The sequence below is a fragment of the Sorangium sp. So ce1335 genome (assembly GCF_051521615.1).
Taxonomy (GTDB): domain Bacteria; phylum Myxococcota_A; class Polyangia; order Polyangiales; family Polyangiaceae; genus Sorangium.
On record NZ_CP150363.1, the window covers coordinates 12752944 to 12769051 of the forward strand.

13 protein-coding genes are annotated in these 16108 nt (G+C 73.1%); 6 read left to right on the plus strand and 7 right to left on the minus strand.

The genetic code is table 11. The features are described from left to right. Positions 1-3: 3 nt before the first annotated feature. The 3 genes from WMF24_RS47595 to WMF24_RS47605 form a co-directional block, all read right to left on the minus strand. On the minus strand, positions 4-312 hold the full coding sequence (locus tag WMF24_RS47595) for a hypothetical protein (RefSeq protein ID WP_437734133.1): 309 nt from the start codon (positions 310-312) through the stop codon (positions 4-6). 150 nt (positions 313-462) lie between these two features. Continuing rightward, positions 463-1956, minus strand: a complete 1494-nt coding sequence (gcvPB, locus tag WMF24_RS47600; protein WP_437734134.1) for an aminomethyl-transferring glycine dehydrogenase subunit GcvPB — start codon at positions 1954-1956, stop codon at positions 463-465. A 129-nt stretch (positions 1957-2085) separates the two neighbouring features. Further along, positions 2086-2688 carry a hypothetical protein gene (locus tag WMF24_RS47605; RefSeq protein WP_437734135.1) on the minus strand — a complete coding sequence of 201 codons (603 nt, stop codon included), beginning with the start codon at positions 2686-2688 and terminating at the stop codon, positions 2086-2088. Between the two features lie 325 nt (positions 2689-3013). On the opposite strand from WMF24_RS47605, the gene WMF24_RS47610 reads away from it, so the two are divergent. Continuing rightward, entirely contained in the window at positions 3014-4669 is a 1656-nt protein-coding gene (locus WMF24_RS47610; protein WP_437734136.1) for an FG-GAP repeat domain-containing protein, read from the plus strand. 32 nt (positions 4670-4701) lie between these two features. Here WMF24_RS47610 and hemL read toward each other — a convergent pair whose 3' ends face one another. Beyond that, positions 4702-6018: a glutamate-1-semialdehyde 2,1-aminomutase gene (gene hemL / locus WMF24_RS47615; protein WP_437734137.1), complete on the minus strand. Its 1317-nt coding sequence runs from the start codon at positions 6016-6018 to the stop codon at positions 4702-4704. Positions 6019-6468: 450 nt separating this feature from the next. Here hemL and WMF24_RS47620 point away from each other — a divergent pair, with 450 nt between their 5' ends. Then, positions 6469-7956, plus strand: a complete 1488-nt coding sequence (locus WMF24_RS47620; RefSeq protein WP_437734138.1) for a serine/threonine-protein kinase — start codon at positions 6469-6471, stop codon at positions 7954-7956. Between the two features lie 93 nt (positions 7957-8049). Here the strand turns inward: WMF24_RS47620 and WMF24_RS47625 are convergent, their stop codons facing one another. Next, on the minus strand, positions 8050-8628 hold the full coding sequence (locus WMF24_RS47625) for a GNAT family N-acetyltransferase (protein ID WP_437734139.1): 579 nt from the start codon (positions 8626-8628) through the stop codon (positions 8050-8052). A 110-nt stretch (positions 8629-8738) separates the two neighbouring features. On the opposite strand from WMF24_RS47625, the gene WMF24_RS47630 reads away from it, so the two are divergent. Beyond that, positions 8739-9380: a hypothetical protein gene (locus tag WMF24_RS47630; RefSeq protein ID WP_437734140.1), complete on the plus strand. Its 642-nt coding sequence runs from the start codon at positions 8739-8741 to the stop codon at positions 9378-9380. A gap of 89 nt (positions 9381-9469) precedes the next feature. Here WMF24_RS47630 and WMF24_RS47635 read toward each other — a convergent pair whose 3' ends face one another. Further along, positions 9470-10105, minus strand: coding sequence for a glutathione S-transferase family protein (locus tag WMF24_RS47635; RefSeq protein ID WP_437734141.1), 636 nt, complete (start codon positions 10103-10105; stop codon positions 9470-9472). Positions 10106-11072: 967 nt separating this feature from the next. On the opposite strand from WMF24_RS47635, the gene WMF24_RS47640 reads away from it, so the two are divergent. Next, positions 11073-12026 (plus strand): DUF4142 domain-containing protein, encoded by a 954-nt coding sequence (locus WMF24_RS47640; protein WP_437734142.1) that lies wholly within the window; start codon positions 11073-11075, stop codon positions 12024-12026. A gap of 146 nt (positions 12027-12172) precedes the next feature. Here the strand turns inward: WMF24_RS47640 and WMF24_RS47645 are convergent, their stop codons facing one another. Continuing rightward, entirely contained in the window at positions 12173-13615 is a 1443-nt protein-coding gene (locus tag WMF24_RS47645) for an aldehyde dehydrogenase family protein (protein ID WP_437734143.1), read from the minus strand. An 80-nt stretch (positions 13616-13695) separates the two neighbouring features. On the opposite strand from WMF24_RS47645, the gene WMF24_RS47650 reads away from it, so the two are divergent. After that, positions 13696-15117, plus strand: coding sequence for an aminotransferase class III-fold pyridoxal phosphate-dependent enzyme (locus WMF24_RS47650; protein ID WP_437734144.1), 1422 nt, complete (start codon positions 13696-13698; stop codon positions 15115-15117). Next, positions 15114-16085 (plus strand): hypothetical protein, encoded by a 972-nt coding sequence (locus tag WMF24_RS47655; protein WP_437734145.1) that lies wholly within the window; start codon positions 15114-15116, stop codon positions 16083-16085. The genes WMF24_RS47650 and WMF24_RS47655 overlap by 4 nt, the downstream gene beginning before the upstream one ends. Positions 16086-16108: the final 23 nt, after the last annotated feature.

Below are 16108 nucleotides of genomic sequence, written 5' to 3' on the forward strand. Positions count from 1 at the left end.
CCCTCAGGGCTTCACGCGCAGGACCGCGGTGCCCTTCTGCTTGCCGTAGAGCTGCTTGATCTCGATCTTGTACTCCCCGGGCGCCGACGCGCTGAACTCGACCGGCGAAGCGCTCTGCGGCTTGCCGGTCGGCAGGTCGCGCAGCACGCGCTCGATGATGATCTTGCCCGAGGGGGAGCGGATCTTGATGTTGAACGGCGGCGTCGCCTCGTCGTACGCGCGGAACACGAGGCGCACGGTGTCTCCGACCGAGACCGGCGTGGTCTGGCTGATCGTCTCGATGTCGCCTTCGTTCTCAACGGTATCGGCCACGCGTCGCTCGTCCCGTGAGGTACCTCACCGCGGTCCCTCGTCGCTCATTGTAGACGCGTCCGGCGGAGATTCGCGAATTTGGCGCGCGCGGCCCGCTCGCGACGCCCGCCCGAGGAGGCCGCCCGCGGGCAGCGGCCTCCCCCGCGGCGCTCACGTCCTCGACCACCGCAGGCGCGGCTGGCGCGCCGCCCGGGCCTCGTCGAGGCGCCCGACCACGCTGCCGTGCGGCGCCTGCTTCACCACCTCGGGCGTCTCCTGCGCCTCCTTGAGGATGCTGATCATCACGGCCGCGAACTCGTCGAGCGTCTCGCGCGTCTCGGTCTCGGTCGGCTCGATCATCAGGGCGCCCGGCACGACCAGCGGGAAGTAGACCGTGGGCGCGTGGAAGCCGTAGTCGAGCAGCCGCTTCGCGATGTCGAGCGTCTTGACCCCGGTCTCCTTCTCGATCTGGCTGTCGGAGAGCACCACCTCGTGCATGCACGGCTGCGGCACCGGCGCCAGGTAGTGGTCCTTCAGCCTGGCCCAGAGGTAGCGCGCGTTCAGCACCGCGAGGCTGCTCGCGGTCGTGAGCCCCTCGCCGCCCATCTCCCGGATGTACGCGTACGCCCGGATGAACATCCCGAAATTGCCGGTGAAGGCCCGGAGCCGCCCCACGCTCTGCGGCCGGTCGTGGTCCCACGCGAACGCGTCGCCGCGCTTCACGAGGACGGGCGAGGGCTGGAACGGCTCCAGGTGCTTCTTGAAGCAGACCGGCCCGGCGCCGGGGCCCCCGCCGCCGTGCGGGGTCGTGAAGGTCTTGTGCAGGTTGATGTGGATGACGTCCATGCCCACGTCGCCCGGCCGCGCGTGCCCCATGATGGCGTTCGTGTTCGCGCCGTCGCCGTAGACGAGCCCGCCCTTGTCGTGGATGAGCTTGATGATCGTCGGCAGGTGCGTCTCGTACGCCCCGAGGGTGTTCGGGTTCGTGATCATCAGGCCGCAGACGTCGCCGTCCGACCCCTCGCGCTCGATCGCGGCGAGCACCTGCTCGGGGTGGGTGATGCCGTCGGCGTTCTTCTCGATCCGGACGGCCACGAGCCCGTTGAGCGCGCAGCTCGCCGGGTTCGTCCCGTGGGCGCTCTCCGGGATGAAGACCTTCCGCGGCGAGCGCCCCTTCGACTCGTGGAACGCGCGCATCATCATCAGCCCCGCGAGCTCGCCCTGCGCGCCCGCCGACGGCTGCAGCGAGCAGCCGTCCATCCCGCTGACCTCGCAGAGCGCCTCCTGCAGGCGCCACATCACCTCGAGCGAGCCCTGGCTCAGCTCGTCGGGCGTCATCGGGTGCAGCTTCGCGAAGCCCGGGATGCGCGCCGCCCACTCGTTGATCTTCGGGTTGTACTTCATCGTGCACGACCCGAGCGGGTACATCTGCCCGTCGATGCAGAAGTTCCACTGCGAGAGGCGGACGAAGTGCCGGAAGGCCTCCGGCTCGCTCACCTCGGGCAGGCCGGCCGGCTCCTTGCGCGCGAGCGCGCCGTAGTGGGCGCCCGGATCGACGTCGGGCACGTCGAGCGGGGGCAGCGACGCGCCGGTCCTGCCCGGCGTGCCGCGCTCGAAGATGGGGGGTTCGCGGAACTGAATGCCTCGCGGCTGCGGTTGGGTCATCGGGTGCTGTTCTGTCAGAGGCCGGGGAGCCCCGGCAGGTGCTTCGTCGGTCAGGGGCCCCCGGGTGGGGGCCTCGCGGTGCGCTTCGTCGGTCAGGGCCCGGGGGCCCCGGCGGCGGGTGCTGTTATGTCAGAGGCTGGGCGGCTCGGCAGGCGCTTCGTCGGACGGTGAGGCAGGCGGCTCGGGCGTGCCGGACTCCTGGTTCTCCGCGTCCCAGTCGCCGCCGCCGATGTCGGAGCTGCCGGTGCCCCCGATCGACGCGAGGTCCGGCAGCATGTTGCGCTGCTTGATCGCTTCCCAGGGCTCGCCGACCTCGTCCTTGTTGCGGCCGATCTCGCCGGCCAGCTTGTCGTCGACGTTCTCGCCCTCCGGGCGCACGTACTTGAAGTACCCCCGGCCTTCCTTCTTCGAGTTCGGCCCGATCGCGCCGATGACATGCTCGGTCCACGAGAACTTGATGAGGTCGCCCGTCACCGAGCCGTGAAGCTCGCCCCAGCGATCCTTGACGGGGCGGATCCACTTGCCCGAGATGGCGTCGTTGTCCTGGACGAGGTGGAGGTAGCCGTAGAGCTCGCTGTAATAGACCCCCGTCCAGTCGCCGCCCTCGGGCATGTCCCCGGCCTGCACCTTGGCCGTCTTGGGAGCGGGATTCGAGCTGCAGCCGAGCGCCATCGGGCCTAGCAGGAGGGCTCCGGCGGCGGCGGCGATCCAAAGCCGTCGCGATACGTTCATGGCGGCGGAGACTAGCACAGCACATCCCCTCACCCATACCCCCGCCATGCGCCTCCCGCCGTGCGTCCGCGCTGCGCGTCCCTGACGCCCTGAGGCGCCTGCGCGGGGCGAGGGGCGCGGGTTGTCACAGAGCGTCAGGGACACGCTCCCACCTCACCGCCTGAAGGGGGAGCGTAACGCACCGTCCGGTGTGTGCTGAGATGCGTGATTTTCTACTTCCATTGCTCGAGGGGTGCGAATCCGCTGTTAAGCTCCCGGCATGCTGAAGTCCTTTGTCTGCAACCGAGGTTCAGTAATTCCCGGCAGGACTGCTCTCTTTGCCAGTGTGCTCGCCCTTGCCGCCTGCGAGGGGCAGCTCGGCAATCTTGACGGCACGCCCCCGCGCGGCGGTGGAAGCAGCTCTTCGAGCGGCGGCCAGCACAGCGTCCCCGGGGGCTCCAGGCCGCTGCCCGCGGCCGCGTCGTGCGCCCCCGCGGCGGGCGGCGGGTCCACCGCTGTCGCGGAGCCCCAGCTCCTGCTCCAGCTCTCCGACGACGACGAGAGCGCGTGGCTCGGGTCGCCGGCGGTCGCCGATCTGGACGGCGACGGCACGAAGGAGATCCTCGTCACGCACAACGGCAACGTCGTCGCCTGGGGCCCCGACGGCGAGCAGCGGTGGCGCTTCGATGAGGCGCGGCAGCACGGCCGCATCTGGGCGAGCCCGATCGTCGCGGATTTCCGCGACGACGAGCGGCTCGAGGTCGTCATCGCCGCGCGCACCACGATCTACATGCTCGACGCGGACGGCCAGGTCGTCAGCGGCTGGCCCGTCACCTGGAACGACGAGATCCGCGCCATCGCCGCGGGCGACGTCGACGGCAACGGTCAGCTCGACGTCGTCGCGGCGAGCACCGACAGGTCCCCCGACATCCTGATGGCCTTCGAGGCGGGTGGGGCGCCGATCGCGGGCTTCCCGCCGATCGCGAGCGGCACGATCGGGTGCGACGCGCGCCGCAGCGACGACGCCGAGTGCTGGATCGTCGGCGCCTACGACCAGAACCTGGCCATCGGCGATCTCAACGACGACGGCGCGCAGGACATCGTCTCGCCGATGGACAACTCCTATGCCGGCTTCTATCACGGCACCGGAGAGGCCTTCGACGCGAATCCCATGTTCCGGAACCGCCCGAAGACGCCGGGCGTGCGGTACATGCACGATCTCGATCTCGCGATGCAGGGCTTCGGGGACGGCGACGAGCTCCAGGCCTATTTCAAGAACTCGGCCCCTGCGATCGCGGACGTCGACGGCGACGGCAAGCCGGAGGTCGTCATGCTGGCGGCGGCCGAGGACGTGGACATGTCGGACCAGTCCCAGGGCGTCGGCCTCTGGGTGGTCCGCCCCGACGCGAGCCGCATCGACGGCTGGGAGAGCCCGTTCTACGCGCCGGATTACCTGTCCGGCGGCGAGGATCTCGGCGGCAACATCGTGGCCGCGACGCAGCAGGTGACCGTGGCCGACATCGACGCGACGCGCCCCGGCCCCGAGATGATCTTCGCGGGCCTCGACGGGCGGATCCACGCGGTCTACGCCGACAAGACGGAGTTCTGGGACGTCCGGTACACGGACGACACGCAGGTGCTCACGGGCGGCGTCGTCGTCGGCGACCTGTCGGGCGACGGCATCCCCGAGATCGTGTTCAACACCTACTCGACCGACGAGGACAAGAGCCACCTCTTCGTCCTCGACGCGGGCGGCAAGGTCCTCCACAAGCTCCCGCTGCCGCGGCTCGGCGCGATGCCCGTGCCGACGCTCGCCGACGTGAACGGCGACGGGACGATCGAGATCGTCGTGTCGCTCCGCGAGATCGGGTGGATCGACGGGCAGTACCCGGAGCCGTGCACGTACGTGTACACGGTGCCGCAGTCGTCCGACAACTGCCTGCTCTGGCCCACGGCCCGCGGCAACTACTACCGCAACGGCTGGGTCCGCAGCGCGGACTGACGCGCCGGCGGGGCCGCGGGCCCCGCCGGATCTCAGGCCGCGAGCGCCTCGCGGCAGGCGGCGACCGTCCGATCGATGTCCTCTTCGGTGTGCGCGCCGCTCAGGAACGCCGCCTCGTACTGCGACGGGGGCCAGTAGACGCCGCGGGCGAGCATCCCCGCGTGGAAGGCGCTGAAGCGCTTCGTGTCCGAGGTGGACGCGTCGGCCCAGGAGCGGACCGGGCCCTTCGTGAAGAAGAGCGTGATCATGGAGCCGACCCGCTGGACGCACGCGTCCACGCCGGCGCCCCTGGCGGCGGCCCGGAGGCCTTCCTCCAGCGCGGCGCCGAGCTTCTCGAGCCGCTCGTAGAGGTCGGGCGTGAGGCGCTCGAGGGTCGCGAGCCCCGCCGAGACGGCGAGCGGGTTGCCGCTCAGCGTGCCGGCCTGGTAGACGGGGCCGAGCGGCGAGACGACGCGCATCACGTCGGCGCGGCCGCCGTAGGCCGCGAGGGGCATGCCGCCGCCGACGACCTTGCCGAGCGTCGTGAGGTCGGGCCGGAGGCCGAAGCGCTCCTGCGCGCCGCCGCGGGCGAGCCGGCAGCCGGTCATCACCTCGTCGAAGATCGAGAGCGCGCCGTGCTTGCGGCAGAGGTCGATGACGAGGGCGAGGAAGCCGGGCTCCGGCGGGACGCAGCCCATGTTGCCGACGACGGGCTCGAGGATGACGGCGGCGATGTCGCCGCCGCGGGCGGCGAAGGCGGCCTCGAGGGCGGCGGGGTCGTTGTAGGGCAGCGATAGCGTGGCGCGGGCGACGCTCTCGGGGACGCCGGCGGAGTCGGGCGCGCCGAAGGTGGCGAGCCCGCTGCCCGCCTTGACCAGCAGGTGGTCGGCGTGCCCGTGATAGCAGCCCTCGAACTTGATGATCACGTCGCGGCGGGTGAAGCCGCGCGCCACGCGGATGGCGCTCATGGTCGCCTCGGTGCCGCTCGAGACGCAGCGCAGCATGTCGATGCTCGGGTAGAGCTCGCGGATCGCCTCGGCGAAGCGCACCTCGAGCTCGGTCGGGGCGCCGAACGAGAGGCCGCGGAGGGCGGCCTCTCGGACGGCCTCGACGACGGCGGGGTTCGCGTGGCCGAGGATGGCCGGCCCCCAGGAGCCGACGTAGTCGATGTACTCGGCGCCATCGGCGTCGAACAGCCGCGATCCCTGCGCGCGGGCGATGAAGAGGGGGTCGCCGCCGACGGCGCGGAAGGCGCGCACCGGGCTGTTCACGCCGCCGGGCAGGACGGCGGCCGCGCGGTCGAACAGGGCTCTGGAGGCCGGGGCTCGGCCCCCGCGGTCGGGCGGAGGGGCGCTTGTCGCGTTCGTCATCGTGCTCCGGCCATAGCAGGGGCGCGGCGGAGGGGCGACGCGGATCGAGGCCGCCGGGGTCGTGGTCGCCGCGCGGGTCGTGGTCGCCGCGCGGGTCGTGGTCGCCGGGGTCGTGATCGCCGGGCGGGGGGCGTGGTCCGGGGCTGCGGGCCCCACGGCCCTGACCCGGGGTCGCCGGTCGCTGTGGCGCCGTGCGCTTCCCACGGCCCTGACCCGGGGTCGCGGTGGCGTGCGTCTCCCGCGGCCCTGGCCCGGGGTCGCCGTCGCGGTGGCGCTGTGCGTTGAGGGGCGCCGGCGACGCGCGGGCGGCCCTCGGCCCACACGATCCTTTGCGGCGCGGTCGTGCTTGGCTATTGTGAGCGCCTGGAGAGAGGGGGCCGCGATCGTGCGGCCCGTGCTGCTCCTGGAGGCCGCGGGCGCGGCTCTCCGAGCACAAGCGTCTGGTGAGCCATGCGGATCTCCGAGGACCCCGCTCCGGGGCAGCGTCTCGGGCGATATGAGCTTCTGCGCCTCATCGGCGAGGGCGGGATGGCCCAGGTGTGGGCCGCGCGCATGGAGGGCTCCCGCGGCTTCCACAAGGTCGTCGCGCTGAAGACGCTGATCCCGGCGCTCGCGAACGACCCGCAGTTCCAGCGCATGTTCCTCGACGAGGCGAACCTCGCCTCGAAGATCCACCACCGCAACGTCGTCGAGATCCTCGACCTCGGCGACTCGGACGGCGTGCTCTTCCTCGTGATGGAGTGGATCGACGGGCAGACGATGCAGCGTCTGCTCCGGCCGGGGCTGCGCCCGATGCCGATCTCCCCGGCGATCGCCGCGCGCATTGTGGCCGACGCGGCGCACGGGCTCCACGCGGCGCACGAGCTCCACGACGAGCGCGGGGAGCCGCTCGGCATCGTGCACCGCGACGTCTGCCCGCAGAACATCCTCATCGACCGCGACGGCACGGTGAAGGTGGCCGATTTCGGGATCGTGAAGGCGTTCGAGCGGCTCGGCGACACGACGCAGACCGGCGAGATCAAGGGCAAGGGCGAGTACATGTCGCCCGAGCAGGCGCAGGGCTACCCGGTCGACCGTCGCTCGGACATCTTCTCGCTCGGCGTCGTGCTCTTCGAGGCGGTCACGGGCGCGCTCCCGTTCCAGGTGCTGCACGACCTCGTGCTGCCGCAGACCGGGGTGCCGGAGCCGCCGCGCCCGACGCTCATCGCGCCGCAGTGCCCGCGCGAGCTGGAGGAGATCATCCTGAAGGCGCTCGCGCGCGATCCGCGGCAGCGCTTCCAGACGGCGGGCGAGATGGCGATCGCGCTGGAGGACTTCCTCATGCGCCGGTCGGGCGTGATGACGACCGCGCAGGTGGCGGAGCTGCTGAACGCGCGCTGCGGCGACGCGATGGAGGAGGAGCGGCAGAAGATCGCGGGCGCGACCGCGCCGCAGCAGCGCCCGGGGTGGCGGCCGAAGCCCGGCGCGACGCTGAGCGCGGGGCCGCTCTCCGACAGCCGGCCGCGGAGCGCGCGGACCGAGCCGCGGCGGGGCATCGGCGGGCTGATGCGCGCCGGCAGCGACGCGCTGCGCCCGGTGGCGCTGCCGTGGCTCATCGCGTCGGTGTCGACGGGGGTGGCTGTCGCGTCGCTCATGTTCGTCGCGCTGAGCCGGCCGCGGGAGCACCGGCCGCTCGTGGATCCGATCGCGGTGCAGGTCCAGCCGAGCGCCGCGGTGGTGCGGCTGAACGACGTGGTGCTCGGCGTGGGCAGCCAGGTCATCGCGCGGCCGAAGCCGGGGGTGTCGCTCTCGGTGGAGGCGCGGTCGAGCGACGGCGTCTCGCAGACGGTGGAGATCACGTCCGAGTCCCCCGCGCGCATCCAGCTCAACCTGGAGCGGAAGGGCGAGCCAGCGGCGCCGGCGCCGGCGCGCAGCGGCGGAGCGGAGGCGGTGAAGTAGGCGCGGGGCCGCCGCGCGGCGGCGGCGGCGAGGTCGGCGCGGCGGCGCCGCGCGGCGGCAGCGGCGGCGCCGAGGTCGGCGCGAGCGCGCGGATCACGTCGCGGCGGCCTTGAGCTCTCCGCGCTTGAGCTCTCCGCGGAGGAGCCCGTAGACCGCCGTGTCGGTGAACCGCCCTTCGTGGTACCAGTTCTGCCGCTGCTGCCCCTCGCGCGCGAAGCCGAGGCGCTCGAGCAGGCGCGCGCTGGCGCGGTTCTCCGGGTCGAGCTGGGCCTCGACGCGGTGGAGATCCATCGATTCGAAGCCGAAGGGGAGCATGGCGCCGAGCGCCTCGGTCATGATGCCCTGTCCCCAGAGCTCCGGCAGGAGCCCGTACCCGATCTCTGCCCAGCGATGGGGCTTGTTCCAGCGCCAGAAGCCTCCTGTCCCGACGAGCTCTCCGCTCTCCTTCCGCGTGATGCCCCAGTAGATCGCCGCGTCCGTGCGGATGCCCTCGCGGATGACGGCGAGGTGCTGCTCCGCGTCGGCGAGGGAGCTGTCGGGCGCGCGGCCGAGGTACCGCGTCACCTCCGGATCCGACCGGAGACGGAAGACGCGCTCGGCGTCGCCGGGCCCGAGCGCGCGGAGCCGGAGGCGAGGCGTCGTGAGGACGGGGAACGGGTCGAACAAGGCCACGGGGGCATCGCACCAGCCGGGCTGGCAGGGCGTCAAGCGCGTGGCACGGGGCCGCGGCCTTGACGGCGCTGCGCCCTCGGCCGGAAGCTGCCGGGGAGGAAGGACTTCGCATGGCGCCGCTCGAGGATCCGCGTCCGGAGCAGCTCGCCGCGATCGAGGTGGCGGAGGGCGTCGCGATAGAGCTGGCGGAGGAGGGCGCTGCGATCGGGGTGGCGGAGGAGGGCCCGGGGATCGAGCTGGCGGAGGGCCCGGCGATCGAGCTGGCGGAGGACGCTGCCGGCGGGGTGGCCGAGGAGGGGGCCGCCGGCCGCGAGCGCGGATGGAGAGCCGGAGCGCCGGGGTGCCGCGTGCGCTTCGCCCGTGGGATCTCCGAGCTGTCCGGCGATCACGCCGTGGTGGTGCTCCCCGAGGACACGATCCTGCGCTGGCGGCCCACGCCAAGCCGGCCCGACGGCGCGCTCTCGCGGCTCTCCGAGGTGGCCGTCGGCGCGGCGATCGCGGTCGAGCACGGGGGCTACTGGGACGAGGGGCTCGCCCTCGGCCGCGTCGTGCGCCCGGCGCGTGGTGGCGGCTTCCGGGTGGACGGCGACGTGGAGCACTACCCATCGATCGCCGAGGCCGAGCGAGCGCACGGCCCCCTCGAGGCGGGCGAGCCGCAGGAGCCGCCGGCGAGGGCCGGTGATCCGGCGTTCGAGCTGGGCGAGCCGATCGGCCGCGACCCGCGCGGGCTCGCCCGCAGGGCGAGGCGGTAGCCGCAGGCGCGCTGCCCTCGGGCCGCCCCTGGGGAGCCGCGGGCGCGCTGCCCCTGGGGAGCCGCGGGCGCGCCGGGCTGCCGCGTCGCTCAACCGAGCTCGGTGATCGCGTCGCCGCGCGCCTCGGCCCAGCTCTCGCGGCCGTGCAGCCGTTCGCGGTAGGCGGTCACGTGCGGCCAGCGCTCGGCGTCGTCGAGGTGCGACCCGCGGAGCATCGCGAGGGCGGCGGCCATGGCGCAGTCCGCGAGCGACATGGAGCTCGTGAGCAGGTAGTGCTGCTCGCCGAGCTCTGCCTCGAGAAGGTCGAGCGCGCGCGTCGCCTCGTCGGCGGCGCGCTTCACGACCGCCTCGGCGGGGGCGGGGAAGCCCGTCTTCGGCGCGACGACGTTGGTCCACCAGAGGACGCCGCAGTGCGGGGTCAGGTGCGCGCTGTCGAAGAACAGCCACTGGAGCGCCCTCGCCTCGGACGTCGGCACGTCGGGCCAGCGCGTCGTCCCCTGGGTGCGGCCGAGGTAGGCGATGATGGCGTTCGACTCCCGGAGCACGAGCGCGCCGTCCTCGAGGACGGGCACCTTCCGGTGCGGGTTCAGCCGGGCGAACGCCTCGGCGCGCTGCTCGCCTCGAAACAGGTCGACCTCGATCGGCTCGTAGGCGACGCCGAGCTCGGCGAGCGCGAGGCGCACCTTGAGCGCGCTGGGCGAGTGGAGGAACGTGTAGAGGCGCATGCCGATGCCCTAGCGCAACGGACCGGAGGGCACGAGCGGCGCGGTGGAGGGGATGGCGGGGCGCCGCAGGGGAGCGCGCGCGTCCGGATCAGGCGATGCCGACGACGGGCGGCGCGACAGGGGCGGCTTCGGGCGTCACGGCGCCAGCATCCGGCTTCGTGTCGCCCTTGTCGGGCCGGGGGGACGCCGGCGCGCGCGTCGCCGTGTACAGGTTGGGGAAGCGGCCCTCGGGGTCGTCGTAATAGAAGAGAAACCGGACGACGCGGACGGCCTCGTCGTAATGGCGGAAGAGCAGCTTGGCGGCGCGCGCCTGGTAGCCTTTCCAGAGCGTTTGCTCGGGTGTCGTCGTGGCGCCGAGCAGGCGGAGGATCTGCTCCGCCGAGGCGCTCGCGTCCTTCGTCTTCGCTGCGAAAGTTCCTCTTATCGTCCTTTATCGCCTCGCGGTGCAGGACATTGCGCGAAGCGCGCGGGGCTTCGCCGCAGGTGGTGCAGGACATTGCGCGAAGCGCGCGGAGCTTCGCCGCAGGCGATGCGGGCGGGTCCACGGGCTTCGTTCAACCTCGCTCCCCGCCGTGATGCCGGAAGGCATCGAGCGCACGGACGGTCCGATGAACGACACTTCTCTCTTCCTCCGATGCCCGCCGTGATGCCGGAAGGCGTTGAAGGGATCATCCGCTGGCAGCTCCTCACAACCCGTGCGCCGCGCTGCGAGCGACCAGGCAGAGCCCCTGTCGCCATGTGTGCGGTGGTGCTACCCCGTCGTGGCCAAGGCGACCGCGGCGCGCCGGAGGCCGCGAGGCCCCGTGTCCGGAAGCTCCTGCTGAGGCAACATCGCTCCCGCCGTGGCGATTTGCGACAGTGGTCCACCCCACGGATCGCGCGAAATGCGGGGAAACCATGAGCTCGCCTTGTGCACCGATCTTGCACACGGCCGGGCACCCAAACCCACGTGAGGAGGTCTCGATCTATGGTCGCATCGCGCAACGTTCTCGTCGTCTCGCTCGGTCTCGCCCTCGGCGTCGGCTGCTCGAACCAGCCGCCGGCGAGCGATCCGAGCTCGGCGAGCGGAGCAACGCCGCCGCCGACCCAGCCCGCTGCCCCGCCGCCGCCGCCGGTCGACACCGCGCCGCCGCCGGCGACGCAGCCCAGCGCCGACGCGCAGACGGAGGCAACCACCACAACCACGCCGAGCGCGCCGCCCGAGGCCCCGCTGACGGACGAGCAGATCGTCGCCGTGCTCGACGCCGCCAACAAGAAGGAGATCGACGAGGCCACGCTCGCGCAGACGAAGGCCAAGAACAAGGACGTGAAGGCCTACGCCCGGATGATCACCCAGCACCACACCCAGGCGAAGACGAAGCAGGCCCAGCTCGTGAAGAAGCTCGGCATCACGGCGGCCGAGTCGGACAAGAGCAAGCAGCTCACCGACGAGACGCAGCAGGCGGTCACCCAGCTCAAGGCCCTGCAGGGCGCCGACTTCGATCAGCAGTTCGTGGCCACCATGGTCCAGGACCACCAGAAGACGCTCGACCTGCTCGACCGGCGGATCCTGCAGGACGCGAAGAACGCCGATCTGAAGGCGATGATCGAGAAGGATCTCCGCCCGACGATCGAGAAGCACCTCAAGGAGGCGGAGGCGCTCGCGCAGAAGCTCGGCCCGGCGGGGACGACCGGCACGGGCACGACGAGCGCGACGGGGACCCCGACCGGCGCCGGAGCGCCGGGCGGCGCGACGACCGGCGCGGCGGGCGCAGGGAACCAGGGCTCGGCGGGCGCGCAGGGCGCGGCCGGCGCGCAGTCGGGGAACCAGGCCGGCCAGACCGGCGTGACGGCGGGGAGCCCGGGCGGCCAGGGCGGCGTCCAGCCGCCGCCGGCGACCCCCGGCGGCGCCGGCGCGAGGGGCGCCGGGACGACGAAGTAGTCGACAGCGCGAGTTGAGCCCCGAGATGCGGAGAGCGAGAGTCTCTCCGCATCTCGGCAGCTCTCCGCATCTAGGCGACTCTCCGCCTCTCGGCGATTCCCGCGCTTCGCGGCGCTCGGCTGAGCCGAGCGCGACCCACGCCCGGCTCAGCCGAGCGCGACCCAGACCGACTTGAGCTGCGTGAGCTCGTCCAGCACCGCGCGGCCGTTCTCCCGCCCGTAGCCGGACTGCTTGTACCCGCCATAAGGGCTCGCCGCGTCGAACCGGTTGTACGTGTTGATCCAGACCGTGCCCGCCGCGAGGCGCGACGCGAGCGCGTGCGCCTTGCCGATGTCGCGCGTCCAGATGCCGGCCGCGAGGCCGTACTCGGTCGCGTTCGCGAGGCGCGCGGCCTCCTCGACGCCGTCGAAGGGGATGACCGCCAGCACGGGGCCGAAGATCTCCTCGCGCGCGATGCTCATCGACTCCGAGACCGCCGAGAACACCGTCGGCTCGACGAAGAACCCCGGGCCCTCGCGCCGACCGCCCACCTCGCGGCGCGCCCCCTCGGCCGCGCCCCGGTCGATGTAGCCGAGCACCTTCGTGAAGTGCGCCTCCGACACGAGGGGGCCCATCTGCGTCGACGGATCGAGCGGATCGCCCGGCACGAGCCGGCCCGCGCCGCGCGTCACCGTCTCCAGCACGCGGTCGTGCACCGACCGCTCGACGAGCAGCCGGCTCCCCGCCGTGCACAGCTCGCCCTGGTTGTAGAAGACGGCCGTCACCGCCGCCTTCGCCGCGCTCTCCACGTCCGCGTCCGCGAAGACGATGTTGGGGCTCTTGCCGCCGAGCTCCAGCGACAGCTTCTTCAGCGTCCCCGCCGCCGCGCGCATGATCGCCCGGCCCGTGTCCGTGCCGCCCGTGAACGAGATCTTCGCGACGCCCGGGTGCTCGACGAGCGCCGCGCCCGCCTCCTCGCCATGGCCCGTCACCACGTTGACGACCCCCGGCGGCACCCCCGCCTCCGCGAGGATGCGCGCGAGCTCCAGCGTCGTGAGGCTCGCCTCCTCCGGCGGCTTCACGACCACCGTGTTGCCCACGGCGAGCGCCGGCGCGACCTTCCGCGCCGCGAGCAGCAGCGGGAAGTTCCACGGGATGATCGCGCCGATGACGCCGAGCGGCTCGCGCACCGTGTAGTTGAGGAACGGACCCCGCACAGGGATGGTCTCGCCGCCGAGCTTCGTCGCCCACCCGGAGAAGTAGAAGAACGTGTCCGCCGTGCGCGGCACGTCGATCGTGCGCGCCGCGGTGATCGGCTTGCCCGTGTCGACGGCCTCGAGGTGCGCGAGCTCCTCGCACCGGGCGAGGATCAGCTCCCCCGCCTTCCACAGGATGCGCGCCCGCTCGTTCGGATCCAGCGCGGCCCAGCCCGGGAACGCCGCGCGCGCGGACGCGACGGCGGCGTCCACGTCCTCGCGGCGGCCGCGGGCGAGGCGCGCGAGCGCGCCGCCCGTCGCGGGGTTCGCGGTCTCGAACGTCTCGCCGGAGAGCGCCTCCCTCTCGGCGTTGTCGATCCAGAGCTTCTTCACGGTCTCGCGCGTCTCGGACATGCCCTGTCGTAAACCCGCGCGCCCGGGCTCGGCAAGCGGCGATGACACGGGCCCTCGCGTGCGGGATACTCGAGCCACCCATGGACTTCTCCGATCGTCCCACGCTCCCGTCCGTCCCTCCGCGAAGAGTCGTCACCGAGCTGCCCGGGCCGAAGGCGCGCGCGTGGATGGCGCGCGGGGGCTTCGACATGCAGTCGCGCTACCGCGCCGTCGTGATGGACGACATCGCCAGCCGGGGGTGCTCGCTCGTCGACGTGGACGGCAACGTGTTCCTCGACCTGTTCGCGAACTTCGCGCTCGGGGCGCTCGGCTACAACCACCCGGCGCTCGTCGAGGCGGCGCACGGCGAGGCGTTCCTCCGCGCCGTCGCGAACCCGACGTCGACGCCGTTCGTGACGACGCCGGCGTGGTTCGAGTTCGTCGAGGCGCTCGAGCAGCGGTACGCCCCGCGCGGCATGGCGCGCGTCTTCTGCGTCGACGCGGGGGGCGAGGGCGTCGAGTCGGCGCTCAAGGCCGCCTTCATCCGGCACGGCGAGCGCCGGCGCGAGGCGGCGGGCCTGCCGAAGAACCCGCTGGAGCTGCCGGAGGAGCAGCAGAAGAGCATCCTCGACAACGCGGGGACGGACGCTGTCGTCGTGTCGTTCGCCGGCGCGTTCCACGGCCGCGGCCTCGGGCCGATGTCCGCGACGCACTCGAAGGTCATCCACAAGGCCGACCTGCCCGCGTTCCCCTGGCCCACGGCGCCGTTCCCGGCGAGCCGCTTCCCGCTCGCGCGGTACGCCGCCGAGAACGACCGCGCCGAGGCGGAGGCGCTCGCGGCCCTCGAGCGGACCCTCGACGCGCACCAGGGCAGGGTGGCCGCCGTGATCGTCGAGCCCGTGCAGTCCGAGGGCGGCGACCGGCACGCGAGCCCTGTCTTCTTCCGCCGCGCGCAGGAGCTCGCGGGCAAGGCGGGCGCGGCGTTCATCCTCGACGAGGTGCAGACGGGGCTCGGGATCAGCGGCACGCTCTGGGCGCACGAGCAGCTCGACCTGCCGCGCCCGCCCGACCTCGTGTGCTTCGGCAAGAAGATGCAGATGGGCGGGTTCTTCGCGACGGCGGCGTACGACGTCGCGCAGTTCGGCCGCATGTACCAGACGCGCAACGGCGACCGCGCGCGCGCCGCGGTCGCGCTGGCGACGCTCCGCGCGATCGAGTCGGAGGACCTGCTCGCCAACGTGCGCGCGACGGGCCGCCACTTCCTCTCGCGGATCGAGGAGCTGTGCGAGCGCTACCCGGCGCTCGCGAGCGAGCCGCGCGGCCGCGGCTTCCTCCTCGCCTTCGACCTGCCGACGACGGCGGCGCGCGACGACTTCCTCGCGCGCGCGCTGCGCCGCGGGGTGTTCGCGAGCTACACGGGGACGCGCTCGGTGCGGCTCCGCCCGCACCTCATCACGACGACCGCGGAGGTCGACGAGGCGGCGTCCGTCTTCGACGCGGTGCTGCGCGAGATGGCCGGATGATCGTCGACCCGCGCGACGTCTGCCCGGGGGAGGGGCCGGAGAAGGTCGCGCGGGCGCTCGCGCAGTTCTCGCTCTCCGAGGCGCGGCACGAGGCGGCGTTCGACGAGGGGTACCGGGCGCTCGACGCGTTCTTCGGGCCGAAGGGCGAGATCGAGCGCCGCGAGGTGCTCTGGGCGTGGCTCGCCGGGGAGCACGCGGACGGGGCGGCGCCGATCTCCGCGACGTACCACATGCTGCTCGCGCGGGACGCGGAGGGGCGCCTGGCCGGCGCGCGCGACTGCTTCGTCACGCTGGACCGCGCGGCGCGGCGCTGCGTCGTGCTCCTCTCGCACGCCCTCGTGCTGCCGGACTTCCGCCGCTCCGGCCTGGCCGCGCTGCTGCGCGCGGCGCCGGTCGCGCTCGCGCGCCGCGCGCTCGGCGAGGCGGGGATCGACGCGGCGCAGGCGGAGATCCTCCTCGCCGCCGAGATGGAGCCCGTCGATCCGGACGACCGCGATACGGCGGTGCGGCTCTTTGCGTACGGCCGCGCGGGGTTCGCGGCCATCCCGCCGGAGGTGCTGCCGTACGCGCAGCCGGACTTCCGCGACACGGCGGCGCTCGGGGTGACGCCGGTGCCGGTGCCGCTCGTCGCCGTCGTGCGCCAGGTCGGCGAGGAGCACCGCGCCGACATCGCGCGCGCCGGCGCCGCGTCGTTCCTGCGCCATTACCAGGCGGTCCACGCCCGCGAGGTGGACCTGGCCGGCCTCGCCCTCATCCGCGACAACGCGCTCGCCGGCCTCGCCGCGTTCGAGGGCGAGCGCGTGCCGCTCCTCCGCATCCCGCGCGGGCCCGCCGAGATCGCCGGGCTCGCGCCGCTGCTCCGGGGCGCCGTGATGCCGCTGTTCCCGCCGGCGTGGCGCGGCAAGGCCCCGCTCGACGAGCCCGAGCGCGAGCTCGCGCGGCTCGTCGCGGCGTGGTCCCCGGGCTGAGCAGCGCCGCCCGGTCGCCCGGA